Raw genomic sequence first — 24999 nt, 5'->3', positions numbered from 1 at the left:
TATTGGTTATTCTAAATCCCAAACAATAGCTAAACTATCACCATCTACTATCTGTTCATAAAAGGTAGTGGGTTGGTTATTCTTTAACAAGGTGAAATTACCACTAGCATTTGTTAAATTAAGTTCAATATAGCGAAAGACATCTTGAAATATGTATGGCTCTATTTCCTTTTCCTCTACTGATAACTTGTCATTGGGATATATTCTATCTTCTTCATTTAATTCGATGTCGCCTTTTTTAACTTTAAGTTGAGGTTGTTTAATCATGATAGTTTCTTGATTAAAGGTTACTCGTATATTGTGATAATATTCTTTGTTCAATTGTTTTAACAACAGTTGAACTGTGGGAATGTTTTTTGGAATTACATTTAACTTGTCACCATGGCTTAATCTATAATCTAAAGAAACGGCCATATTGTTTACTGTAATCTGATTCTCAGCAAAACTTAATTTTATTTTATCTTGGTTAACAAAAAGAATAAATTCATTTTGAACAGGCTTTTTATCTGAACTGATAAAGGTAAAGAAATCCTTAACCGTCTTTGGTGTTTGAACTTCAATACTATCATGATCTTGAATGATATAGTTCTGATCTTTTATCATGTTATTTACATAATATGTTGGTTTCAAGTCATAAACTTGTTGGTTAAAGTGAATTTGTATTGGGGCAATATCTCCAAGAAGTTCACTAAGTGTAACTTTTGGTTGAGAGCCATCCAATCCTTTTAAAATCTCAATTTCCATTCCATTATTCACAATGCTATCAACGGTCGCTTCTTTTTTATTCAAAAGGATTGTTGGGGCTTGTCCAAGTTCACCTGGTAAGGTTATTGACTTTCCGTTCAATGTAATGATGGATGCTATTCCCGGTTTTCCATATAATTTATTGATTTCTATACCTGCTTGTACAAGACAATCTCCAATTGTGAGCTGTTTCATTTCAAACATTCTAATTATCTTTTCATTAACTTTTATGGAGATATAATGGATTGGATTCTGTTTGGCTGCTATTGCGATCCCAATAGGTGTAACAAAATCTGGCCCTTTTGGTAAGTTATCTGTACTATTTAATATTTGAATTGCCTCGATATCACGAATCGCAACACGATTAGGAGGTAATTGTAATTTATTAGCTAATCGTGATGTGAAATCAGGTGTTTGACTACCACCACCAATAAGCATGACTGCTTTTGGTTGTTTTCCGTTTAAATGTAATATTTCCTTTGCTATGGATGTTGCTAATTTATCTATGCTTTCACTAATATCGTTAACTAAATTATCATATGTAATGGTTGCTTCAAAGCCAAGGATATCTTGAACAGTTGACTGTCCTTCATTCACAATTTGAAGCTTTGTTTTCTCAGCTAATGGGAAATCTAATAAATACTGGTCACTTACAGCTTCCGTAATTTCATCACCTGCGATAGGGACCATGCCGTATGCAACAACTGTTCCTGAATTAGTCAGTGCGATATCACTCGTCCCAGCTCCTATATCCACTAGAGCAACGTTTAGTCGTCTCATGGACTCAGGGATAAGTACTTGGATAGCTGCAATTGGCTCTAATGTTAAAGCATCCATTTCTAAATTTGCTCGTGTTAATGCAGATAATAAGGATTCTACAACTACTTTTGGTAAGAAAGTAGCAATAATCTCAGCAGAAGCCACTTGACCACTCTGATCAATTAACGATCCAATTATATCTTCGTCGATCTTATAATGAAGTACAGAATATCCAACACAGTAATAGTTTGAAAAGTTATGACCCGTATCCTCCGAAGCTAACTTAAGTTGTGCATTATGAACAGCACTTAATTCTAAATGCTTAATCGTTTCATGATCTGTAACTGGTTTTTGATTGAGTTCAATTGTAGCTGATGATGTAATCGTCTTTAATGACCTTCCAGCAGCTGCAACACAAACCTTTAGTAATGGACCATGAGAAGCTTCTAACGTTTGTTTTACTTCTTTTATAACTTCAGCAACTTCCTCTACGTGATGAATTTGGCCATCTACCATGGACCTTACACGATGTTCTCTTACGCAATAATCAATTAATGTATAGTTGGACTCGGTCTTTTCTAAGATAACCCCTGTCACAGACCGGGTCCCGATATCTAATGCAAATATATAATCGTCCTTCATTATGTAAATCCCCCTAAGAATGAAAAGCTAATTCAAAAAATCTCTTTATCTCCTGAGCATAATTTCCCGTAAATCTTTATTTTTATTATAAACTGTAAGATGACAAAGGGAAAATTATTAGCTATAATGATGTCACATTATGTAGAAATTTTGCAGTTATTCCTTTCAGGAGGCTTTTAAGATATGAATAACGATTTAGACGAGTTACGGACCAAATTAGATGATGTTAATTTACAAATACTTGAACTTGTGAACTTACGAGCAGCTATTGTAAAACAAATTGGTCAAATAAAAAATAAACAGGGAATAAAGAGGTTTGATCCTGTTCGTGAGCGTGAGATGCTAGATCAGTTAATCCAACATAATAATGGTCCTTTTGATAATTCAACTATAGAACATATTTTTAAAGAAATGTTTAAAGCCGGACTTGAGTTGATAGAGGATGATCATCGAAAAGAACTACTAGTATCGCGAAAACGCCAACCTGAAAACACAGTAATTGATGTTAAAGGTGAAAAAATCGGTGATGGGAAAACTCATTTCGTTATGGGACCTTGTGCTGTTGAAAGTTATGAACAAGTTCGTGAAGTTGCAAAGGCCGTGAAACAGAATGGTATTAAGCTGTTTCGGGGTGGAGCATTTAAACCTAGAACTTCCCCTTATGATTTTCAAGGATTGGGTATCGAGGGATTACAAATCTTAAGGCGAGTTGCGGATGAATTTGACTTAGCAGTAATTAGTGAAATAGTAAATCCAGCACATATTGAAATTGCATTAGATTACGTGGATGTTATCCAGATAGGCGCAAGAAATATGCAAAATTTCGAATTACTTAAAGCGGCGGGAGAAGTTGATAAACCAGTATTATTAAAACGTGGTTTATCCGCAACTATTTCTGAGTTCATCAATGCAGCAGAGTATATTATTTCCCGAGGAAATGGTAAAATAATTCTTTGTGAACGCGGAATCCGCACATATGAGACAGCCACAAGAAATACACTTGATATTTCTGCTGTGCCTATACTAAAGCAAGAAACTCACCTACCTGTAATGGTTGATGTTACGCATTCAACAGGTCGAAGAGATTTGTTAATACCAATGGCTAAAGCAGCCCTAGCTATTGGAGCAGATGGTATTATGGCAGAAGTTCATCCAGACCCAGCTGTTGCTTTGTCTGATTCTGCACAACAAATGGACATACCTATGTTTGAAGACTTTTTAAAAGAGATTTCTAAATACAGCACATCCATTAGTTAAGGGTTTGACTAGTAGTCAAATCCTTAGTTTTTTAGTTTTTCTTAGGGGTGTTGAGTGTAGGGATTAGCCTGAGGTCGGGGTGATGCACCCAAGTTTTTCGAGCATGTGCCCAAACTTGAGGAGTATGCACCCTAGTCCTCCGAGCATGTGCCCGAACTTGAGTAGGATCCACTCAATCCAGCTAAGCATGTGCCCGAACTTGAGGAGGATCCACTCAATCCAGCTGAGCATGTGCCCGAACTTGGGGTGTATGTACCCAATCCAGCCGAGCATGTGCCCAAACTTGGGGAGAATGCACCCGAGTCCTCCGAGCATGTGCCCAAACTTGAGGAGAATGCAGCCAATCCAGCCGAGCATGTGCCCGAACTTGAGTAGGATGTACCCGAGTCCTCTGATCATGTGCCCAAACTTGAGTAGGATGTACCCGAGTCCTCTGAGCATGTGCCCAAATTTGGGGAGGATGCCCCCAATCCAGCCGAGCATGTGCCTGAACTTGAGTAGGATGTACCCGATTCCTCTGAGCATGCGCCCAAACATGAGTAGGATGTACCCGAGTCCACCGATCATGTGCCCAAACTTGGGAAGTATGCACCCAACCCAGCCGATCATGTGCCCAAACTTGGGGAGGATGCCCCCAATCCAGCCGAGCATGTGCCCAAACTTGAGAAGGAATCACCCGAGTCTACCGAGCATCCACGAAGGCCGGAGCAGTACCAGAAATTCAACAAATTTTTAATAAGATATTTTTTGTGTTTTTTTTCACACTAGAGTATGATAATGAGTAGAAACTTGTCTATTAGTACGGAATTAGGAGGTTTATTTTATGACAATAACAATATATGATGTAGCAAGAGAAGCAAATGTTTCTATGGCGACGGTATCACGTGTGGTAAATGGAAATCCGAATGTAAAACCAACTACAAGAAAAAAGGTGTTAGCAACAATTGAAAGATTAGGGTACCGCCCAAATGCAGTAGCTCGAGGACTAGCTAGTAAAAAGACAACTACTGTGGGAGCAATTATACCTGATATCTCAAGTATCTTTTTTGCAGAATTAGCTAGAGGAATTGAAGATATTGCTACGATGTATAAGTACAATATCATTTTGAGTAACTCGGATCAAAATAAGGATAAAGAGTTACAATTAATTAATACGATGTTGGAAAAACAAGTGGACGGTATTATTTTTATGGGAGGCAATATATCAGAAGAACATGTTCAACAGTTTTCAACTGCGTCTGTACCGGTTGTGTTAGCTGCAACCTACGATGGAACTGATTCTATTCCTTCTGTCAATATTGATTATGAAGAAGCTGCATATGAAGCAACCAATCATCTTATTAGTAAAGGTAATGAAAAGGTTGCATTTATATATGGGAAAGAAGAGTATACAATTAATCAATTGAAAAATCAGGGTTACTTAAGAGCATTGAAAGAGGCTAATCTTCCGGTAGTAGAAGATTATATTGTAAGTGGTGATTACACATACGAATCTGGAATGGAGAATGTAGAGAAATTTATGAGTTTACCAGATAAGCCAACTGCCGTTTTTGCAGCATCTGATGCAATCGCACTTGGTGTTATCCATGGTGCGCAGGATTTAGGCTATAGGGTTCCAGAGGATCTAGAAGTATTTGGTTTTGATAATACAAAATTAGCTACTATGGTTCGACCAACGTTATCTACGGTTGTTCAACCAACATATGATATCGGTGCTGTTGCTATGCGTTTACTTACTAAATACATGAATAAAGAAGAAGTGGAAGAGAAAAAAGTAGTATTACCACATCGCCTTGTAGAAAGAAACTCAACAAAATAAATATAATGTCGATATAAACAGTATAATGTAATTTGAGCAAAAGTTTGGGGAGAGAGAATATGAGAAAACGAGATTTATTAACTCCTATCGGCATTACTTTAGGTTTTATCATGATTGTGTCTGCAATTCTTCAAAGTGGTGGACCTGAAGAAGCTATATCTTTTCTTGATTTTGCCTCCATCCTTATTGTTATCGGTGGGATGGTAGGTTCTTTACTTATTAACTTTAATATGGATCAAATTAAATTAACAGGAAAAGTATTAAAGGAATCATTTACTAAAAATGATCGCCAACTTCCTGAATTAATCAATCTTTTTATTCGACTTTCTGAGCGGGCAAGAAGAGAAGGGATTTTAGCTTTAGAAAATGATTTAGACGATGTAGATGACCCATTTATTAAAAAAGGGATTCATCTTGCTGTTGATGGTATTGAACCAGAGGTTATTCATGACATAATGAATGCTGAGATTACAGCTATGGAAGAACGACATTATCGTGGTCGCATGATATTAGAAAAGTGTGCTGAATATGCTCCAGCCTGGGGAATGATAGGTACGTTAATAGGTCTTGTGTTAATGTTAAATAGCTTGCAAGATCCATCAACACTAGGTCCAAGCATGGCTATTGCATTGTTAACAACTCTATACGGAACTGTTCTTGCTAACTTAGTATTTACTCCGATGGCAAGCAAACTTGAGAATAAAACAGAAGAAGAAGTGTTTATTAAACAAATTATCATTGAGGGCGTTATAGGTGTTCAATCTGGTCAAAATCCACGAATATTAGAAGAAAAATTAGGAGCATTTCTTTCAAACGATACGAAATCAAAAGAAAGTCCTGAAGAGGCATCCTCATTCGTGGGGGAGGGCCTAAATGAAGCGTAGAGAAAGTAGAAAAAAAGTTGATAAAGGTGCCCCAAAATGGATGGTAACTTATTCAGACATGGTCACATTGATTCTGGTTTTTTTCATTTTGTTATTCTCTATGTCCCAAATAGACGCCGTGAAATTTGAAGCAATTTCTGATTCTTTTCGGAATCGAATGATTTTTGATTTTTTCCCTTCACCAGTGCCAATGGATAATCCTACCGAGAGTACAAGTGTTCAAGAACAAGGTCAAGAGTCAAATGAATTTGAGTTACCAGTATCAGATAAGGAAGATGAGGCTGATGGTGATTCAGAATCTAGTCAAGAAAATGACTCCCTTAATGAGTTAATGGAAGAAGTAGAAAATTACTTGGATGAAAATGCACTAAATAATGTAGTATCTGCAAATCGCTCAGAGCGTGGGGTTGTACTAGTATTACAAGATAGTATATTATTCGATCCAGGGGAAGCTGAAGTTTTACCCTCTGCACTTCCTTTTTTAACAAAGGTTGGTAATCTACTATCGCAAATCGATAATGATATAAAAGTTGAAGGACATACTGATGATGTACCGATGTCGAGTTTTAGGTATCCTTCTAACTGGGAGTTATCTGGTGCAAGAGCTAGTAGTGTAGTAAGGTTCTTGGTTGACGAGAATAATTTAGATGAAAGACGTTTCACAATCAGTGGTTACAGTGATACAGAACCACTTGTTCCAAACGATAATGCTAGTAATAGAAGTAAGAATAGAAGAGTTGAAATAGTAATTCTTGAGAAACATATAACAGAAGAACAAAGTTAAAGGAGTTGAATTTTCAACTCCTTTTTTGGTCTCATTATGGATTAGAGTATCACGTTACTTTTGTATATTTAAGTAAGTTCATTAATGTAACGTGGTTTTTTTCCTCTATTTCCTTTTTTCTTGGAATAGCTGGAATTTCATCTACTGGATCATGCCAAGTTGTTGGTAATTTAACTGGTGCTTCTTTTTGCCATTTAGTTGTCCAGGCAATGGGAAGGTCACCATGTAGAGATTGCTCATCCTTCATGACATTCCAAATTTGGGACCATGCACGCGGGACAACACGCCAAATGTCGTAACCTCCACCACCAAGAGCAATCCATTTTCCGTTACAATACTGTTTACTAATCTCTAGTGCAACCTTAGGAATCCTTTCGTAAATGGTCATGGAACCACATAAGTGGGTGAGTGGATCGTAAAAATGTGAGTCAGCGCCATTTTGAGTTACGATAACATCTGGTTTAAAGAAATCCGCTATCTCACGTAAAGCGTTTTCATAAACTTCCAGATAAGAATCATCCTGTGTAAAAGCATCAATTGGTAAATTAAAGCTATACCCGTGGCCTTCTTTAATTCCTCGCTCATTTACATTTCCTGTACCAGGGAAAAGATATCTGCCTGTTTCATGAATAGAGAATGTACATACCATTGGATCGTCGTAAAAAGCCCATTGAACTCCATCTCCATGATGTGCATCGGTATCAACATATAATACTTTTAAATTGAAATTCTTTCGAATATATTTAATCGCAATTGCAGCATCATTATAAATACAAAAGCCTGAAGCCTTTTGCTTAAAGCCATGATGTAATCCTCCGGCAAAATTAACAGCACTATGAGCACCATCTGCTAAGACAGCATCAACTGCTGTGAGTGTTGCACCTACTATTTGAGCTGAAGCCTCATGCATATTTGGAAAGACGGGTGTGTCCTCGGTACCTATACCATATTGGGCTAAGTTTTCCTTTGTCAAACGACTTGCAGATTTGACTGCGCGTATATATGGATAATCATGAATAAGTGCTATTTCATCATCAGACGCTAATCGAGGTGCAATGATATGACTTTCTGAAAGCTGACCCGAATCCTCTAATAATTCCTTCGTTAAGACAACCCGTTGCTGATTAAAAGGATGTTCATTGTGAAAATGGTAATCTAAAAGAGATTGATCAAAAACGAATTTTATATTTTTGCTCATAATCTTGGCTCCGGAATGTTGTTTGGCCACATTAATTCATATCCAGCATTCCGTAAATCGCGAATAATTGGGAGTGGGTTCATTGTCTGCACTCGGAATACCAAAATTTTATATTCAGGATCGTCTTGAAAAGGATAAACTAATACAGAAGAAATATTTACACCACGATTACCAAATACAGATGCAACCTCAGGTAATATTCCAGGCTTATGTGGAACCTTAACTTCAATGTGCGAACCTTGTACATGTGTACCAGTTAGCTGTATTAAGGTATACAATAGATCCTTTTCTGTAATCACACCTACTAGTTTTTCATTACTTACAACTGGTAAGCAAGCAATTTCTCGATCATAAAAAATACGGGCAACCTCTTCAACAAAGTCCAGTGGATGAGCCGTGATTACAGGGCTACTCATAATGGAAGAAATCTCTTTATTTAATACATCCATATCTGGATTATTTGTGAAGATGGATGGACTTGCGTCTCGGATATCTCGATCGGATACAATTCCGATTACAAAATGGTCCTCATCTACAATTGGGATATGCCTGATCTTATGCTTAACTAATAATTGGTATGCTTTCTCAATTGGATCTGAAGGACTTAATGAGATTACATTTCGATTCATAATTTTTTCTACATGCATTATAAACCCTCCCTATAATTTCGAAACTGATGGCGTTTTAAGAAACGTAGCGTGTCAAATTGCTGTATCGATTCTTCTTTCACGTTAGAACCAATTCTAACCATTAAACAATTTGCTGGGTGTGAAATTATTTCAGGGTCATCTGTAGGGGCAGGTAGTAGCCCGCCAGATGCCATCATCTTTTCCATTACTTTTCGATATTCCCATATACTTAAACTTGTTCCTTTTAAATCCCAGTGCCAATAATATTCTGTTGAAATAATAATATAATTTTCCATATAAGGATCCATCATAGATACTCTTAGTAGGTTCGATGCGATTCCACTTCCTCGGTATTCAGGTATAACCTCAATTGCACCTAACTCTATCAAATCCTCCATCTGAAAAGTCGACCATCTTTCTAAAGGGTCTGGATAGAGGTAGGTTACATATCCAATGATGGTATCCTCTGTTCTTGCAATAATAATTCTGCCGTCAGCTAATGCAGCAATTTCTAGTAGTGCATGAAATTGCTTTGATGAGGGTCTAAATGATGTTAATTCTCGATGAAATTTATAGTTTTCGAGTGTTGATGCAGGGACAGGTCCCTCAATGATAACGTTGTTTGCTTGGTGTTCTATTCTATTGTAAGTTTTGATATGTTCCATTCTTTGTTCACCACTCAAATTTGTATTAGTTTTATTATACAAGATTATCGTTGTAATTTTTAGTCTTTTCTAGATAAATTTATTAAAGGTACTTATGAGCCATAGGAAACATGGCTTAATCTATTAGCGCATGTAGAATTTCTTAGTTATTTGATTTTCTATTAAAGTAAAGAAGGTAAATGAAATATATCAATATTCAGATTATTTATGTTACTATTAAAGCGGGTGATTTTAGATACAGTGGGGGAATGAAATGAAAAATAGTTGGGGGAATAGATTGATGTTAGGTAGAAAAATAGGCGAGGGTGGAAACTCGGATGTATTTGAGTGGGGGAATAACAATAGAATAATTAAATTAGCAAAACCAAACACTACTATGTTTGCATTAGAAAGGGAATTCAGGAACAGTCTGATTGTATGGAAAATGGGGTTATCTGTGCCGCAACCATATGAGGTTGTGGAGGTAGAAAATCGTCCTGGAATTGTATTTGAGCGAATTCACGGAGAACCGTTAAAAGAGCGCTTATTTAAAGGTTTTATGCAACATGTTCATGGAGGTCAATCAAACTTTGATTGGAATGATATTCGAAATACTGCTCGACTTATAAGTGAAGTTCATCAATTTTCTCATGGAGGGATACCAACACAAAGAGAGTTTTTGAAGAAACAAATACTTAGTGTAGATTATTTAAGAGAGGATGAAAAGAAAGCAGTAATAAATAGATTAGATCAACTGCCTATAAAAAATCAAATTTGTCATGGCGATCCTAATCCGAATAATATACTGATGAGCAATGGAAGACCTATATTGATTGATTGGAATGACACTACTAATGGTAATCCCGAATCAGATCTTGCTGAATTCGTTATTATGATTAGATTTGCTGTATTACCAACGGACACACCACAGGAAGTTATTAACGGTTTTGACTCTTTAAGAGAGGAGATAATAAATATATTTGTAGAGGAATATACACTCCATACTGGAACTCGCTATAAAGAGATTGAGCCTTGGATTGTTCCAATAGCAGCTCGCAAACTATCAGCAGATGCTATTTCTGATGAAGAAAAGCGATTACTTGTGAATGAGATAAGAATAAGATTGAGAGACCATGAGAAATAGTAAACAATGGTTTAAGAATAAATTACTAAAAAGAAAAAATAGCAATAGCCAATTCAGAATTTCGAATAAGGCTATTGCTATTTTTGATGCTGAAGCACTGAAAACACGGTGCTTTTGACTGGGTAAAGATTAACTTATTCCTCTTCTGGATCCGGATCTGGCTCTACAGGGTTCTCAGGATCCTCAGGTTCTGGATCCGGATCAACAGGGTCCTCAGGATCAGGGTCTGGTTTCTCCGGTTTTTCTGGTTTATCTACTTCTTTACCAGGATCTGGCTTTTCGGGCTTTTCTTCTTTCTCAGGCTCTGAGAAGTCACCGACAACAATCTCCTTTGAAGCAGAAGATTCTAATCCGAAGTAATCAACTGCTTTTACATGATAAACACCTTTACCACTTGGCAATTTAAAACTAGTCTCGATTGAGTGGCCAATTAGTCCAAATGATTCCCCTGGTTTATTGGCACGATAAATTCGATATCCAATAACATCCTTGCTTCCAGAAGCTTCCCATGTTAAATTACTTCCATTATTTTTTAATGATGCAGGTGCTCCAGGAGCTTTACCATCATCATCTACAACTGATTTATGACCTTCTATATTCGGAAGGGAAATCTTTTCCCAGGCCTCTCTTCTGAATCTAGGGAATAGCTCTGTTAGATCATCAAGTTTATCGTATCCATTCCGGATGATCCATTCAGGGTTAAAGGACAACCCATCATCCTGAACAAATTCTTTCGGTGTCTTAGGTCCAGCAAGAACTGCCTTACCATCTACTAGAACATAGGAACCGGATACTAAACTGTCATCAACTTGTGTTGGTACAAAGTTGGCATTAAAGAGATCACTAGACACCAGTCCAGCTTGTTGACATAAATCAGAAGCTAGCATACCAGATGTAGCACAAATACTTCTTGTTACGATACCATCAGGTCGCTCAAACTTCTCAGAAGGGGCCACTAGATCTGGTCTAATCTCGGAAGCTGCGTTCATTAGCTCTGCCCATAGTTTTACGTTTCTGTTCCCCTCATATAAAGCACAACTATCACACTTCAATGACTGTCCAATTCGGTAACCTAACCAAGTTCCCATGGTTACATTCGGGTTATAACCAACAAAGTGAACATCATGTGTATTCTGAGTAGTTCCCGTTTTACCTGCCCAGTCGACATTTGGATATTTCAGTTGTGAACGTAAATAATTTGCTGTACCTTCACTAACAACATCTCGAAGTATATCCGTAGTCAGATAAGCTGTTTGTGGTGAAAATACTTCTACCGGTTCTGCTTTATGTTCGTAAATTACTTCACCATCTTGGTTAGTAATCTTATCAATCATATAGGCATCAACGAAATTCCCGCCATTAGCAAATGTTACAAAGGCATTAGTATTCTCTTCAACGGAGATACCGTGAGTAGTACCACCAATTGATAATGATAGGTTTGCATATTCTCCATCACCGAGTGTTGTAATTCCCATTTTACGTAAATACTCATCAACAGGATTTTCATGTGCTATTTGTGAATAAACCTTGATTGTAGGTACGTTATAAGAATCAGTAATAAAATCACGCACAGACAAGAGTCCATGATAGCGATAGTTAAAGTTCTGTGGTGTCCAAGGTCCTGCTGGAGTCGACCACGTAGTCTTAACATCTGCAACAGGAGTTCCAGGTTGAACTATTCCTTTTTCCATTGCAGGTGCAATTGCTAATAAAGGCTTCATCGTACTACCATTTGGTCGTACCATGTCAGTAGCATAATTCGTTTGGTTCTCAAAACTAAATCCACGTCCACCTAGAAAACTAATCACTCTCCCGGTTTTGTTCTCAACTAAGAAACCGGCAGCCTCGACACGCTGCGTGGTAATTTCTTCACCAGTTGCAGGGTCAATCGTTTTTCCATGCCAATCTGGCCCATAATATTCGAAGTTCTTAGCAACCTCTTGGAAAGCATCATAGATTTCTTTGTCAATGGTAGAATGAATATTATAGCCACTTTGACGAAGATCACGATTAGCTAAAATCATATATTCTTCTCTTAATTCATCGCTTTCAGCCAAATCTTCTTTTGTGTAGCCATCTTTTTCAGCTAAAATGTACATCAGAATCTCTTTCGCTCTTTTTTCCAATTCAAATGTTAGATATGGATATTTTTCAATTGGACTTTCAGATTTTGTAACAAAGTCAGCTACAATATCGTAGTTCAGAGCTTCGTTGTATTCCTTATCTGAAATATATTTTAATTCATGCATACGACTAAGAACAACTTTCATTCTAGTAATCCCTGGCTCAAGACCTTCTTCGCTTTTTAGTCCACCACCACCTTGATACGGTGTGTAATACGATGGGCTCTGAGGAAGTCCGGCAAGAAATGCTGCTTGTGGAAGATTAACTTCGTCAGCATTCAGACCAAAAATTTCCTGAGCAGCTGTTTGTACTCCTGCAATATTTCTTCCATTGGCTCCACGGCCATATGGGATGATATTTAGGTAAGCTTCTAGTATTTGATCTTTCTCGAAGAATTGTTCTAAACGCATAGCAAGCAGTATTTCTTTGGCTTTACGTTCAAAAGATACTTCATTAGTTAGAATCTGGTTCTTGATAAGCTGTTGTGTTAGTGTACTTCCTCCAGATTTCATATCAGAATTAGTAAATTCTTGTACAAGGGCACGGACTATTGCTTTTGGAACAACTCCATTATGCTCCTTGAAATATTCATCTTCTGTTGCGATTACAGCATCAATTAATGTTGGTGAGATATCTTTTAATTTTGTTTCTTCACGGTGAAGGTCTGATTGTATATCCCCAAAATAAATATCTCCTGCAAAAAACAATTTGGATGTTTCCTCATAATTGTAAATATCTTTTTCCATGTTTTCGTAAGGTCGGATAGGCTCGTCTTTTACTAAAGAGGCAAAGTATCCAAACCCTACTCCAACACCAAAGAACATCCCAATTATACCTATTACAATAAAGAATAAAATAACATTCCAGACAACATCATATGTAATTCTTGATGCACGTTGTACAATTCCTGTGCTCCAGATTGTTTTTACCTTGGTTCCAGATTTTTGGAAGAATTCTTTAAAATCCACGATAAAACCCCCTATTATTCCAAGAATAATTATAGCATATGCAATGGTGCAGTTGGTACAAGAAATTTACAAAAATAATTGCATTTTTTGTTTTAATTTAATATGATAGGTGTAATATTATATATCAAAGCAATGAAGGAAATAGTAGTGTTGCAAATCCCTATCTAAGAGAGCTGGTGGTTGGTGGAAACCAGAATATATTTGCATGCGAAGTACAATTCCAGAGCAATCTTAATTAGCCAACAGGTGAAATTAAGACGGTGAAGTCATCGTTAACAACCCCAAAGTGGCAGTAATCTGCAACAAGGGTGGTACCGCGTGTTAAAACTCGTCCCTTATTTATCATAAGGGATGGGTTTTTTTATTTTGTTAGAAAAAAATGATGGAGTGTGAAATGATGCATATCTTAGAGGATTTAGAAAAAAGAGGCCTTATTAATCAAGTAACGGATAGAGAGGGTTTAGAGAAACATTTATCCGAAAATGAGGTAACATTATACTGTGGATTTGACCCGACAGCAGATAGTTTGCACATCGGACATTTAGTCCCCCTAATGATGTTAAAACGATTCCAAAAAGCTGGCCATAAGCCCATAGCACTTGTTGGTGGCGGTACAGGTATGATTGGGGATCCTAGTGGGCGTTCATCGGAGCGTTCGCTAAATACAGAGGATGTAGTACATGGGTATAGTGATGCCCTAAGAAAACAAATATCTAAAGTACTAGAAGTAGATAAAGATGAAAATCCAGTAGTTGTACGAAATAACTATGATTGGTTAGGCAGTATGACCATCATTGATTTCTTGCGCGATGCAGGGAAACATTTCGGTGTGAACTATATGTTAGCAAAGGAATCTGTTTCTGCTCGTATCGAACAAGGAATCTCTTTTACAGAGTTTAGTTACATGATCTTACAATCACTCGACTTTCAGAAGCTATACACACAAGAGAATTGCACACTTCAAATTGGTGGTAGTGATCAGTGGGGTAATATTACAGCAGGAATGGAATTAATCCGTCGTGGAAGAGAAAATGAGGAAGAAGATGTAAAGGTATTTGGTTTAACTGTTCCTTTAATAACCAAAGCAGATGGAACTAAGTTTGGTAAGTCAGCTGGTAATGCGGTATGGTTAGATGCTGAAAAAACAAGTCCTTACGAGTTCTACCAATTCTGGATTAACACGGATGACCGTGATGTGATGAAGTTTTTACGCTACTTTACATTCCTTAGCGATGAAGAACTAGTTGAATTAGAACAAGAAGTTGAAAACCATCCTGAAAAACGTGTTGCACATACACGTCTTGCTGAAGAATTAACAAGAATGGTTCATAGTCAAGAAGCGGTAGAACAAGCACAGAAAATCTCAGCATCATTATTTAGTGGCGATTTAAAATCTCTAACCGCTGATGAGATAGAACAAGGATTTAAGGATGTACCATCGTTCCAGGCTGATAAAGATGATATAGGATTAGTTGATCTTTTGGTTAACGCCAACATTTCTTCTTCAAAACGTCAAGCGAGAGAAGATATTACCAATGGTGCTGTATACATTAATGGCGAAAGACAACAAGATGTAAATTATGTAGTATCTGTTTCTGACCAAATTGAAGGTAAATTTACGATTATTAGACGAGGTAAGAAGAAGTATTTCTTAATTAGATATAAATAACAATAATAAGAAACTGTTCCAACATGAAAAAGGGACAGTTTCTTTTTGTTGTTATTGACGACTTTCAATATATGCTTTCTCTTCTTCCGCAGAAAGGACGCCTGTTGCTTTACCAACAGTACCACCCTGTAATTCCCAAATGGCATTATGATCATCATCGGCGGATGAAAAATCACCACTTGCCCATTTCTCTAAAATCTCTCTGTACAGATTGGCATGTTTGACATCGTTGAGACCCTCTAATAACCATTGAATTCTCACTTCGTTAATTTGATAAAAACCCCATTTTTCTTCAGCTTTAACTTTTTGATGACTCATACCATGAATGTATTCTTGGTAGTCACTATCTGTTAAACTCTCTGTTGATGTAGGGTGGCCAAAGGGGTTTAATCCTTGTTCTTTAAAAGACTGCATTTCTGCCTCTGTGATACTTCCACCAGCGGATTCCCGCATATTGTCAATTTCACTAGAGCTTTTACTTTCACTAGTATTACTAGCTTCAGAGGCTTTTATATCCTTATATACTATATATCCAACAGCACCGAATATTAATATCGTCAAGATGATTAATACAATTATCACTTTATTCATATCTAATAAACCCCCTATTAATAGTTTAATATATATAACAAAAATTTGGAAAAATAACTACTTTTTAAAAGATAATTAGTAAGAAAGTGGTAGGTCATCAAGTAATAACTGTATATCCTAATATTTTACAGTCTAATGAAAAAATTCATAAATGTCCCTGAAATACATTTACTTTATAAAGTAAAATATGTTACGTTATAAAGTAAAGGGGGGTGGGATGTTATACCATTATCTAGTTTCCGGATCACAATATTCAGTTTGCAATTCTATTTCGAATGGAGGTTTGTATATGACGAATATTTATGAATTAGAGCCTACTTCTGACACATTACATGGATTTTTCAGTAAAGAGTTAGAACCTGTATTAACCATTCAATCAGGAGATACCGTTATCTTCCGAACATTAGATTCTGCTTGGGGATTAGAAAGGCGTTTAGCTCCAGGAAAACCGAGAAAGAAATTTACAGAGCTGAAACCTAACAGGCAAACAAATCAATTCGGTCACGCACTAGTTGGACCTGTGTATGTAGAGAATGCTATGCCTGGTGATACATTAGAGATAAAAATCAATGAAATTGTTCCAGGATCATGGGGATGGACTTCAGCAGGTGGCTTTCCAAGTTACTGGAATAAAAGATTAGGAATGGATCAAGAAGAGGAGGTCCTATTTGATTTTCATCTTGATCCTAAAAAAATGTTGGGTACAAGCCAATTTGGAAATTTTGACTACAATGTAGCATTACATCCGTTCATGGGCATTATGGGTATGCCCACTGAGGAAGAGGGGAAGCACTCAACCTTTGTTCCGAGAAACACTGGAGGGAATATAGATTGTAAAGATTTACAAGCGGGAAGCACATTATATTTACCAATAGCGGTAGAAGGAGGGCTTTTCTCTACAGGTGATGGCCATGGAGCACAGGGGGATGGTGAAGTTGCTGGTCCAGCTTTAGAGTGTCCTATGGAGCGTGTGGACTTAACTTTTCATGTTAGAGAAGATATGAAACTCAAAAGACCCAGAGCTAAAACAAAATCAGGATGGATTACTATGGCCTTCCATGAAGATTTAGATGAAGCGATGTGGCTTGCGTTAAGTGACATGCTAGATTTGATGTCTGAGTTATACAGTATTTCTAGGACAGAAGCTTATGCTTACGCGACAATGGTAGTGGATTTACGCGTTACACAAATTGTTAATTTTTCCAAGGGAGTTCACGCTTATTTACCATTTGATGCCTTAGGGTAATATGCTAATCTATTAAACTATTTGATAGAAACTAATCCGATTCTCCAGGATGAAAAAGGAAGGCGTACAGAGAAATAACCTGTACGCCTTCCTTTACTGTAGGAGGAATATGGTGATATATCCTAGCTATCTTGAATCATTTAATAATCCTATATAAAATAGTTGATCATGGTTTAGAGCATCTAGTTGGCCATCAAGAATTCGATGAATATCGTCTAATGTATCAGATAAGGGTACTGAAGTGCCATTCTTTTTGGTGAAAGGTTCTGAGACATAAAAAGCTTGAGTTAAATATGCTTCGAGCCGCATTCCTTGAGTATAAATTTTCTTGTCGGCAAATTGTAATCTATCATAGCCAAATGCACTTACTAAAAATCTTAGCTCACGGTATCTCCGCATAATCTTCCTTGCATTTTGTTGTAGGTCGAAATGCTTTTTATCTAATTGAGCTCCCTCTGTTATAACAGAGGTGGATGAGATAGGATTTAAAGCGGGAAATAGTTTTCTTGAGACAAGTTCAGCATCAAAATTCCAGATCGTGTCTAGTGGTCCATACGGAAGTTCTTCATCTACAGCTTCCCCTGTTGGATCAATTAGGAAAGTAGTAATGGTTGTTCCTTCTTTTTGTTCTAGTTTTTCAAGCAAGGAATATATTTCACCTGAAACAACTAAGGACCTATCAACAGCTAGAGCTATATCATGCTTACCTTTTAAATCATTTATTTCCTGATACGCAATCTCTGTATTTTGACATAGGTTAGTGGATGATTCTTTCACTTCCTTAAGATCTGGGCTTTCAAAGCTAGGTGTTATTAATACTGTTGCATAATCCATTTCTTTTAACCGGTAAAAAATCTCAGCTAGTAATACTAGTTGTCCCATTCCTGGTCTTGCTATAAATCCATTTATGCCGCCTTTTGTAATAGGAGCAAGAAAATCCAGTGCTTTAATCCCTGTTTCAATCATTTGAACTTGATTTCCACGAATGAGTAAATCATCGACCTTGCATTCTGCAAGTTCTGCTAGTGCAACTAATGTGCGTACTTCAGCTCGACCTACTGGAGTTTTTCCCGTACATAAATTTGAAACTGTGGCAGGGCGCAACCCTTTCTCTTTAGCTGCTATTGTTAGGTTAGGTACACGCTTACGTAAAAATGCGACATTTAGTTTTACATTATCCATTACTTAGACTCCTTTTAACCTGTCTGTAAAGTAACTTAATATTCAAAGCGAAATATATCTAATATGTATATTCAGAGTTAATTCTATGTGATATATTTCATCATACACTATTTTGCAATAGAAATAAAAAAGAAAAAAACCCCGGAAACATTGACTAAACAACATTTCACGGGGTTCTTGTATGTTAATATGCAATAAGCAAGTATTAACGAGAGTAGAATTCAACGATTAACTGTTCTGTAATTTCAGATGGTAATTCAGAACGTTCTGGTAAACGGTTGAAAGTACCTTCTAATTTATCAGCGTCAAAAGTTAAATATTCTGGTACGAAGTTATTAACTTCAATCGCTTCTTTCACGATATCAAGATTTCTTGATTTTTCACGAAGACCGATTACTTGACCAGGTTTAACTAGGTAAGATGGAATATCAACGCGAGATCCATCAACTGTTACGTGGCCGTGGTTTACAAGCTGACGAGCTTGTCTACGAGTACGTGCAAGACCTAGACGGTAAACAATGTTATCAAGGCGAGAATCAAGAAGAATCATGAAGTTTTCACCATGAACACCTTTCATTTTACCAGCTTTATTGAATAGAGTACGGAATTGACGCTCGTTTAATCCATACATAAAGCGTAGTTTTTGTTTTTCTTGTAATTGTAGACCATACTCAGAAAGCTTTCTGCGTTGGTTAGCTCCGTGTTGCCCAGGAGCATAAGGGCGTTTGTCTAGCTCTTTACCAGTGCCAGTTAATGAAATGCCAAGACGACGAGATTTTTTCCATACAGGACCTGTATAGCGTGCCATAGGACATTTCCTCCTTTATATTGTATTTGCATAAAACAAAATTTAGGCCGTGATCGTTCCAACCGCCATTATGTTTTCATGTACCATCGCTCCAGCAGCTAAGAGTTACGCGATACACCTCAGGGATTAGAGGAACAAAATGGTTCGAATGGTGATGCACTAAGGCTGCCTTGTTATTTTACACAAAGACTAGTATATAATTTTTTGTGACTTAAGTCAATGATTCTTTTTTTAAAAGTAATTTTGGGTGAATAATGAACTAGTTCAGTATACTAGAATAGGAAAATTTTATAAAGTTCTATATAATTGAAGTAAATATTGTATAAAATTCCTTGACAGGTGATTATGATGAGCAGAAAAAAACTACAAGATAACCTTAAAATTTTGAATTATGAATTACTAGGTAAGTTGTCACCAAAAAGTAAGGAATACTTTTATGAGAAGCTAACAAAAAATCTAAATACAGTCTTTGATTTTGCTTTTTCAGCTATCTATATAATTGATAAATGGTCTAATTCTTATAAATTGGTTTCCTCTTCTACCGATGTTTTAAATAGTCAGGTAGACATTCCTGTGGAAAAAAGTAGTATTGTAAAGGAAGTGCCACAGGGTATACGAATAGACACCATTCCATTCTATCCAACTGAAGGACCAATTGGAATAATGGTTTACGGGATTAATCCAAATCAACAGTCTATAGTAGATAATGAAATAACTCTAATTATTAAAGAAGAATTAGAACGGATATTATCTATTACATATCAAGCATCTATATCGATAGCAAGCGAACAAAAACATCAACTTTTATATGAAACGATTAATAAATTTTTAGTGCTAACGAATAAAACCGATATTCTAATCGAAATAATTTCAAGTATTCAAAGCATTTATCCGAATTATGATGTAAATCTATTACTTTCTCAGGATCATGATAATTCGTTGAATTTGCCTATAAAAACTATTCAGCTTAGTGATCAAACGGTTAGTTCACAAGCCTATCTAACAGGCGAAGTGCAAATAGAGATTCAGGTAGAGAAAAAGGATACATGTATTTATGCACCACTTAAGGGGCACCAAGGTGTTTATGGTGTATTACAGATTATTGTACCAAACATGCTTAAACTTCAAGATGAGGACTTGGATTTAATTACAAAGTTTTCTAATACTGCGGGACTAGCTATTGAAAGTGTAACACTTTACCAAGATTCGAATCATCTAGTATCAGATTTAAGATTAATCAATGATTTGACCCATCAACTAAATTCACATCTGCAATTAACCGAGATTACTAGATTGATAAGAGATCAAATAGAGCAAATTTGCCATCCGGATGAAATTGGTTTTATCTATAATAAGCAGGGAAACGGTACTCATCAATATGATGTGATTGATGGTAGTACTAATTTCTTTGGTACGCTTAAAGGTCATGGGTTTATTAGGGATGCCGCGCGTGAAGTCTTAGAACGAAAAGAAGCTATTTTTTCAGGGGACTACCATGCTGGTGGTGGAAAGATTCCTTATCGTTCCTTAATGATTTTTCCAATGGAAAATGCAGGTTTAATCAATGGGTTTTTGGTTGCTTTAAGTCATGAAACCTATGCTTTTACATTTGACCATTTTAAATTGTTGCAATCTATTATTCACCACTCAACTTTAGCTTTTATTAATGCAATATTAGCTGAGAAATTACAAAAGGCTGCATCAACTGATTATCTTACACAATTATTTTCCCGTAGTTATTTGGATGAGAAAATAAACGAGCATATGGCTAAAGGGGAAATGGGGACATTAATTCTTTTTGACATAGATAATTTTAAGCAGGTAAATGACAAATATGGTCATTATGTTGGCGATGAAGTGATAAAGCAAGTGGCCAATATAATCATTCAAAATATCGAAGAACAAGATATTGCTGCGAGATGGGGTGGGGAAGAGCTTGCTATTTACTTGCCAAATACCGATTTAAATACGGGTGTACAGTTAGCTAGATCTATAAATACGGAAGTTGAGAATTTCACAGATCCAAATGTAACGTTATCAGCTGGAGTTTCCAATTGGTCAAATGATGTAGAGGACACTGCACGTAACTTTTTTATTCGAGCTGACAAGGCATTATATGAAGCGAAGAGCTACGGCAAGAATTGCGTAGTGAAATACAGTTTTAAAGAACAGGTAATTGATAGTTAAGAGGAAAGCGGCTGGAACAAACGAAATGATTAATACAAGAAACGGCCAACTGAATAATATCTACACCGATCATTTCCAATTAATAATAATAATGTTCCAGCCTCCCAATTTTTATAAACTTTTAACTAATTCCTCAACAAACTTCTCTAAATAAACCTTATCCGTCTCATCAAAACGATTTAAAATAGGACTATCAATATCTAGGACACCGTAAATCTTATCATCCTTAATTATAGGCACTACAATTTCAGATTGACTTGCACTGTCGCACGCGATATGTCCAGGGAATTGATGTACATCATCTACAAGTTGTGTTTTTCGTTCCTTGACAGCTGTGCCACATACACCTTTTCCATAACCAATGCGAATACAAGCTGGTAGTCCTTGGAATGGTCCAAGCACAAGCTCATCTTCTTTCCATAAATAAAATCCTACCCAGTTAACTTGGTCAAGAAATTGATTTAAGAGGGCAGATGCATTGGATAAATTTGCGATTACATCTTTTTCGTCATGTACGAGTGCTGCAAGTTGTTTAATTAATAATTCATAATCTTTTACTTTGTCACCGGAATTTGCTGTTGTTTGAAACATTTAGTTCATCCTCCCTAAAATTTGTTAAAATTATCCTATTGTTTCAAGCAGGATAATTGCTTTGTTTGTCGTATTAATAATATAGGGTTACTATAAACGTAAGGAGTTGATATTCAATGAAAGATTCCCCTACAAAAAGTAAAGTGGTAGAGGCTGCTTCAACCCTATTTTATCAAAAAGGGTTCCATGGTACTTCTGTTCGAGATATCGCAGAAAAAGCCTCAGTTAATGTTTCCTCAGTGAGCTATTATTTTAAAGGAAAACAAGGACTATTGGAATATGCGATTTCTAAATACTATGAAGAGTACCTAACAATCGTTGAAACAACTCTAGAGGAATCTCAAGATGCCTCCCCCATCGAAAAATTAAAAAAATTAGTACATAGAATTATACAATATAAACATATGAATCTACAATTATCCTGTTTTATTCATCGAGAATTATCGATGGACTCTGTGTTTGTCCGTGAAATGGCTGTCACATATCTTGCAAAAGAAAATTTTATCATTGGTAATACATTTTCTGATGTATTTAAAAATAAGAAAGAAGACAAACACAAAGTTGATCGCCAATTTTTATTAATGCAATTAAAAGGGATGCTTGTAACGCCATATGTATTACATAATGAGTGGAGAAGCCAAGTAGTTGGTGACTATTCACATTCTCTGTTTGTAGATCGTTATGTCAAGACAATTCATAAGTGGTTGGACTATATAATGGAATGAGGTTGTTTGTCAGGTTGCTGCACAAACAACCTTTTTTATTGTTCTTATTATAAGATGATTCGCACTTTATAAATATGGTGTTTTAGTACATTTACTTGCTATTTTGTTAGAAACTGTGCGGTAAACGGGTTCCTACAAAAGAATTAGTATTGGGTATAGATGTACTGCCTGCGCTAGTTTAGTTTTCTAATTAATGTTAGAGGTTAAATTACGTATTTTAATAAATGGAAGCCATTAATTTTCTTCAATACTTCTTACTAGCGAAGGAAATACACGGAGACTCCTGCGGGAGGATAGGCATCGGTGAGACCCCGCAGTGCGTAAGCGCGAGGAGGCTCACCAGCCGCCCGCGGCAAGGTAGACACTGCGACGGTTCTTTCGAGCAGATGTCGCCCCTGTGCTGACAGTAAAAGCGGAGTGTATTTCCGAAGCGGCTATGTTGCGCTATCCAAAAACGTTTAGTTATCGTACAGTTTCTATCTACTAATAGTTAATTATAAGGAAAAAAACTGTCTTTTAGACAACGGTTATTACAAAATCATATACTTTTTGACAAAAAATCACTTTTTATACGATTTTTTTAGCCAAATATCGCATATACATGGTATTATAAAGATTATAGAAAATATACGTTAACATGAAATTTATTCATATTTTATAAAAGGAATTTCTTTGGGGATTTTTAGGGGGCTTTACGATGGAAATTATTATTGGAATTATACTATTGGTTATTGTTTTAATCATTATAAGCCTAATTATGAGGAAACGAATATATGATTTTGTAGACAGATTAGAGAGCTGGAAATTAGACATTATGAATCGTAATGTGTCCGCTCAACTTACAAAAATTAAAGCACTGAATCTGTCAGGTGAGACTCAAGATCGATTTGAGTCTTGGAAAGAACGTTGGGAATTAATCCTTTCTAGTGAACTGCCTGACATAGAAGAATTTCTATTTGATGCGGAAGAAGCAGCAGATAAGTTTCGTTTTTCAACCGCCAAAAAGATTCTTCGAAAAACAGAACAGGCTTTACAAACTATCGAAAAAGATATTGAGAAAATCCTAACGGAACTAGATGAACTAGTTGAATCTGAGGAGTCAAGTCGTAAGGAAGTTGAATATATACAACCTACTATAAAAAACTTACGTAAAACAATTGCCCAAAATCGATTCCAATATGGGAAGGCGGAAGTTCGATTTGAAGTTGAAATTGATGAATTAAGTGAGAATCTTGATAATTATCATGAATTAGTTGATTCAGGCAATTATACAGAGGCTAAAGAATTAGTAGACTCTCTCAAGCTACAACTTGAACAAATGCAAACTGAGATTGAAGAATTCCCAGAGATTTACCGTGCTTGTAAACAGGACATCCCTTCCCAGATAGATGATTTGTATGCTGGTATTAAAGAAATGAAAGAAGAAGGATTCCGCATTGACCACCTTGGATTTGAAAAGGAACTACAAGGATATCAACAGCGACTCTTAGATTGTGTGAAAGCTTTAGAAACCGGTAAAGCAACCGATGCTAAAACGTTAACTAGTGAGATTGTAGATCGAATTCAAGAAATGTACCAACTTCTAGAAAAAGAAGCCATCGCAAAAAATTACATGGAGTCACAAGCAACAAGCTATCATAAATCTGTTTTAGAAATTGCAGCCTCTTTTGAAGAAACAAAATCAGAAGTTGAAACATTAAAACAAACCTATTACTTTGACGATCAAGACATGGAAAAGTATTTATCGTTAGAAAAGAGTATTACACATTTACAAAAAGTATATGACGAAATAGAAATTGGCTTAGAAGATGAGAAAACCCCGCACTCAGAATTGCGGGCTCAACTAGAAGCAGGATTTGGTCAATTGGAAGAGCTACTGGAAAAACACCATGATTTCAAAGTAAGTGTATACAACTTGAGAAAAGATGAGATAGAAGCAAAAGAGAAATTAGCAGATATCCGTGATCAAATTAACGAAATTAATCGTAGACTTAAAAAGAGTAATATCCCAGGTGTACCAAGTTTCATCTGGAATTCTATGGATACCGCATTAGAGAACTGTAATCAAGTGCTAACAGTCTTAGAGAAGAACCCATTGGATATCTCTGAAGTTCAACAATCACTTTCAACTGCTAAATCATCCGTTGACTTATTAATTGAACAGACAGATGTAATGTTAGATCAAGCTGATCTTACGGAACAGGTTATTCAGTATGCGAATAGGTACCGCAGTAAGTATCCTTTACTCGCAGCAAAGCTTCTAGAAGCAGAAACCTTATTTAGGAATTTTGATTATGAAGTTGCTTTGGAACAAGCTGCTCGTGCACTAGAGGAAGTAGAACCAGGTGCATTGAAACGAATTGAAGAAAATCAATTAACGATACGATAAGTAAGAGTCTCTAAA

The 24999-nt window shown here is 36.3% G+C and carries 20 protein-coding genes and 1 other annotated feature; of the genes, 10 read left to right on the top strand and 10 right to left on the bottom strand.

Annotated features, from left to right (window positions below):
- Nucleotides 1-6: 6 nt before the first annotated feature.
- Nucleotides 7-2145 carry a cell division protein FtsA gene (locus tag BN999_RS02015; RefSeq protein WP_096269720.1) on the bottom strand — a complete coding sequence of 713 codons (2139 nt, stop codon included), beginning with the start codon at nucleotides 2143-2145 and terminating at the stop codon, nucleotides 7-9.
- 183 nt (nucleotides 2146-2328) lie between these two features.
- Here BN999_RS02015 and BN999_RS02010 point away from each other — a divergent pair, with 183 nt between their 5' ends.
- Nucleotides 2329-3402, top strand: a complete 1074-nt coding sequence (locus BN999_RS02010) for a bifunctional 3-deoxy-7-phosphoheptulonate synthase/chorismate mutase (protein ID WP_096269719.1) — start codon at nucleotides 2329-2331, stop codon at nucleotides 3400-3402.
- Between the two features lie 63 nt (nucleotides 3403-3465).
- On the opposite strand, the gene BN999_RS02005 is transcribed toward BN999_RS02010, so the two are convergent.
- A complete protein-coding gene (locus tag BN999_RS02005) occupies nucleotides 3466-4011 on the bottom strand; it encodes a hypothetical protein (protein WP_176481844.1) in 546 nt (181 codons plus the stop codon).
- A gap of 214 nt (nucleotides 4012-4225) precedes the next feature.
- On the opposite strand from BN999_RS02005, the gene ccpA reads away from it, so the two are divergent.
- The 3 genes from ccpA to motS are packed head-to-tail and all read left to right on the top strand — an operon-like array spanning nucleotide 4226 to nucleotide 6889.
- The gene (ccpA, locus tag BN999_RS02000) at nucleotides 4226-5221 is read left to right on the top strand and encodes a catabolite control protein A (RefSeq protein ID WP_096269717.1); all 996 of its coding nucleotides are present in this window, start codon (nucleotides 4226-4228) and stop codon (nucleotides 5219-5221) included.
- A 59-nt stretch (nucleotides 5222-5280) separates the two neighbouring features.
- Nucleotides 5281-6105 carry a flagellar motor protein MotP gene (motP, locus tag BN999_RS01995; RefSeq protein WP_096269716.1) on the top strand — a complete coding sequence of 275 codons (825 nt, stop codon included), beginning with the start codon at nucleotides 5281-5283 and terminating at the stop codon, nucleotides 6103-6105.
- Nucleotides 6095-6889, top strand: coding sequence for a flagellar motor protein MotS (gene motS / locus BN999_RS01990; RefSeq protein ID WP_096269715.1), 795 nt, complete (start codon nucleotides 6095-6097; stop codon nucleotides 6887-6889). The genes motP and motS overlap by 11 nt, the downstream gene beginning before the upstream one ends.
- 49 nt (nucleotides 6890-6938) lie before the next feature.
- On the opposite strand, the gene BN999_RS01985 is transcribed toward motS, so the two are convergent.
- Genes BN999_RS01985 through BN999_RS01975 form a run of 3 tightly spaced genes read right to left on the bottom strand, consistent with a single transcriptional unit; the run spans nucleotide 6939 to nucleotide 9381 of the window.
- On the bottom strand, nucleotides 6939-8087 hold the full coding sequence (locus tag BN999_RS01985; protein WP_096269714.1) for an acetoin utilization protein AcuC: 1149 nt from the start codon (nucleotides 8085-8087) through the stop codon (nucleotides 6939-6941).
- Nucleotides 8084-8734, bottom strand: coding sequence for an acetoin utilization AcuB family protein (locus BN999_RS01980; protein WP_096269713.1), 651 nt, complete (start codon nucleotides 8732-8734; stop codon nucleotides 8084-8086). The genes BN999_RS01985 and BN999_RS01980 overlap by 4 nt, the downstream gene beginning before the upstream one ends.
- Entirely contained in the window at nucleotides 8734-9381 is a 648-nt protein-coding gene (locus BN999_RS01975) for a GNAT family N-acetyltransferase (RefSeq protein ID WP_096269712.1), read from the bottom strand. Before BN999_RS01975 ends, BN999_RS01980 begins: the two co-directional genes overlap by 1 nt.
- A 253-nt stretch (nucleotides 9382-9634) precedes the next feature.
- On the opposite strand from BN999_RS01975, the gene BN999_RS01970 reads away from it, so the two are divergent.
- Nucleotides 9635-10504, top strand: coding sequence for an aminoglycoside phosphotransferase family protein (locus BN999_RS01970; RefSeq protein ID WP_255247379.1), 870 nt, complete (start codon nucleotides 9635-9637; stop codon nucleotides 10502-10504).
- A gap of 134 nt (nucleotides 10505-10638) precedes the next feature.
- Here BN999_RS01970 and BN999_RS01965 read toward each other — a convergent pair whose 3' ends face one another.
- On the bottom strand, nucleotides 10639-13596 hold the full coding sequence (locus tag BN999_RS01965) for a transglycosylase domain-containing protein (protein WP_096269711.1): 2958 nt from the start codon (nucleotides 13594-13596) through the stop codon (nucleotides 10639-10641).
- Nucleotides 13597-13719: 123 nt separating this feature from the next.
- Nucleotides 13720-13935, top strand: a binding site (T-box leader).
- A gap of 58 nt (nucleotides 13936-13993) precedes the next feature.
- Between BN999_RS01965 and tyrS the strand changes: the two genes are divergently transcribed.
- On the top strand, nucleotides 13994-15265 hold the full coding sequence (gene tyrS / locus BN999_RS01960; RefSeq protein ID WP_096269710.1) for a tyrosine--tRNA ligase: 1272 nt from the start codon (nucleotides 13994-13996) through the stop codon (nucleotides 15263-15265).
- Between the two features lie 51 nt (nucleotides 15266-15316).
- Here the strand turns inward: tyrS and BN999_RS01955 are convergent, their stop codons facing one another.
- A complete protein-coding gene (locus BN999_RS01955; protein WP_096269709.1) occupies nucleotides 15317-15856 on the bottom strand; it encodes a DUF6241 domain-containing protein in 540 nt (179 codons plus the stop codon).
- 289 nt (nucleotides 15857-16145) lie between these two features.
- Here BN999_RS01955 and BN999_RS01950 point away from each other — a divergent pair, with 289 nt between their 5' ends.
- On the top strand, nucleotides 16146-17102 hold the full coding sequence (locus BN999_RS01950; RefSeq protein WP_096269708.1) for an acetamidase/formamidase family protein: 957 nt from the start codon (nucleotides 16146-16148) through the stop codon (nucleotides 17100-17102).
- A gap of 126 nt (nucleotides 17103-17228) precedes the next feature.
- On the opposite strand, the gene BN999_RS01945 is transcribed toward BN999_RS01950, so the two are convergent.
- A complete protein-coding gene (locus tag BN999_RS01945; protein WP_096269707.1) occupies nucleotides 17229-18284 on the bottom strand; it encodes a hypothetical protein in 1056 nt (351 codons plus the stop codon).
- A 205-nt stretch (nucleotides 18285-18489) separates the two neighbouring features.
- Complete coding sequence (rpsD, locus tag BN999_RS01940; protein WP_096269706.1) at nucleotides 18490-19092, bottom strand: 30S ribosomal protein S4; 603 nt, start codon at nucleotides 19090-19092, stop codon at nucleotides 18490-18492.
- 348 nt (nucleotides 19093-19440) lie between these two features.
- Here rpsD and BN999_RS01935 point away from each other — a divergent pair, with 348 nt between their 5' ends.
- Nucleotides 19441-21279, top strand: coding sequence for a sensor domain-containing diguanylate cyclase (locus BN999_RS01935; RefSeq protein ID WP_217988456.1), 1839 nt, complete (start codon nucleotides 19441-19443; stop codon nucleotides 21277-21279).
- A 111-nt stretch (nucleotides 21280-21390) separates the two neighbouring features.
- Here the strand turns inward: BN999_RS01935 and BN999_RS01930 are convergent, their stop codons facing one another.
- On the bottom strand, nucleotides 21391-21870 hold the full coding sequence (locus BN999_RS01930) for a GAF domain-containing protein (protein WP_096269704.1): 480 nt from the start codon (nucleotides 21868-21870) through the stop codon (nucleotides 21391-21393).
- Between the two features lie 116 nt (nucleotides 21871-21986).
- Here BN999_RS01930 and refZ point away from each other — a divergent pair, with 116 nt between their 5' ends.
- Both refZ and ezrA read left to right on the top strand, forming a co-directional pair.
- On the top strand, nucleotides 21987-22595 hold the full coding sequence (refZ, locus tag BN999_RS01925; protein ID WP_096269703.1) for a forespore capture DNA-binding protein RefZ: 609 nt from the start codon (nucleotides 21987-21989) through the stop codon (nucleotides 22593-22595).
- Between the two features lie 697 nt (nucleotides 22596-23292).
- A complete protein-coding gene (gene ezrA / locus BN999_RS01920) occupies nucleotides 23293-24984 on the top strand; it encodes a septation ring formation regulator EzrA (RefSeq protein ID WP_096269702.1) in 1692 nt (563 codons plus the stop codon).
- Nucleotides 24985-24999: the final 15 nt, after the last annotated feature.

It is taken from the genome of Paucisalibacillus globulus (assembly GCF_900184735.1).
Classification (GTDB): Bacteria; Bacillota; Bacilli; order Bacillales; family Amphibacillaceae; genus Ornithinibacillus; species Ornithinibacillus globulus_B.
The sequence above is the reverse complement of the archived record's forward strand: the minus strand, read 5'-3'. Positions and strand labels throughout refer to the sequence as shown.

Coding starts and splice junctions, on each gene's coding strand:
- BN999_RS02015 (WP_096269720.1), bottom strand. CDS start 2,145: ATGAAGGACGATTATATATTTGCATTAGATATCGGGACCCGGTCTGTG.
- BN999_RS02010 (WP_096269719.1), top strand. CDS start 2,329: ATGAATAACGATTTAGACGAGTTACGGACCAAATTAGATGATGTTAAT.
- BN999_RS02005 (WP_176481844.1), bottom strand. CDS start 4,011: ATGATCGGCTGGGTTGGGTGCATACTTCCCAAGTTTGGGCACATGATC.
- ccpA (WP_096269717.1), top strand. CDS start 4,226: ATGACAATAACAATATATGATGTAGCAAGAGAAGCAAATGTTTCTATG.
- motP (WP_096269716.1), top strand. CDS start 5,281: ATGAGAAAACGAGATTTATTAACTCCTATCGGCATTACTTTAGGTTTT.
- motS (WP_096269715.1), top strand. CDS start 6,095: ATGAAGCGTAGAGAAAGTAGAAAAAAAGTTGATAAAGGTGCCCCAAAA.
- BN999_RS01985 (WP_096269714.1), bottom strand. CDS start 8,087: ATGAGCAAAAATATAAAATTCGTTTTTGATCAATCTCTTTTAGATTAC.
- BN999_RS01980 (WP_096269713.1), bottom strand. CDS start 8,734: ATGCATGTAGAAAAAATTATGAATCGAAATGTAATCTCATTAAGTCCT.
- BN999_RS01975 (WP_096269712.1), bottom strand. CDS start 9,381: ATGGAACATATCAAAACTTACAATAGAATAGAACACCAAGCAAACAAC.
- BN999_RS01970 (WP_255247379.1), top strand. CDS start 9,635: ATGAAAAATAGTTGGGGGAATAGATTGATGTTAGGTAGAAAAATAGGC.
- tyrS (WP_096269710.1), top strand. CDS start 13,994: ATGCATATCTTAGAGGATTTAGAAAAAAGAGGCCTTATTAATCAAGTA.
- BN999_RS01955 (WP_096269709.1), bottom strand. CDS start 15,856: ATGAATAAAGTGATAATTGTATTAATCATCTTGACGATATTAATATTC.
- BN999_RS01950 (WP_096269708.1), top strand. CDS start 16,146: ATGACGAATATTTATGAATTAGAGCCTACTTCTGACACATTACATGGA.
- BN999_RS01945 (WP_096269707.1), bottom strand. CDS start 18,284: ATGGATAATGTAAAACTAAATGTCGCATTTTTACGTAAGCGTGTACCT.
- rpsD (WP_096269706.1), bottom strand. CDS start 19,092: ATGGCACGCTATACAGGTCCTGTATGGAAAAAATCTCGTCGTCTTGGC.
- BN999_RS01935 (WP_217988456.1), top strand. CDS start 19,441: ATGAGCAGAAAAAAACTACAAGATAACCTTAAAATTTTGAATTATGAA.
- BN999_RS01930 (WP_096269704.1), bottom strand. CDS start 21,870: ATGTTTCAAACAACAGCAAATTCCGGTGACAAAGTAAAAGATTATGAA.
- refZ (WP_096269703.1), top strand. CDS start 21,987: ATGAAAGATTCCCCTACAAAAAGTAAAGTGGTAGAGGCTGCTTCAACC.
- ezrA (WP_096269702.1), top strand. CDS start 23,293: ATGGAAATTATTATTGGAATTATACTATTGGTTATTGTTTTAATCATT.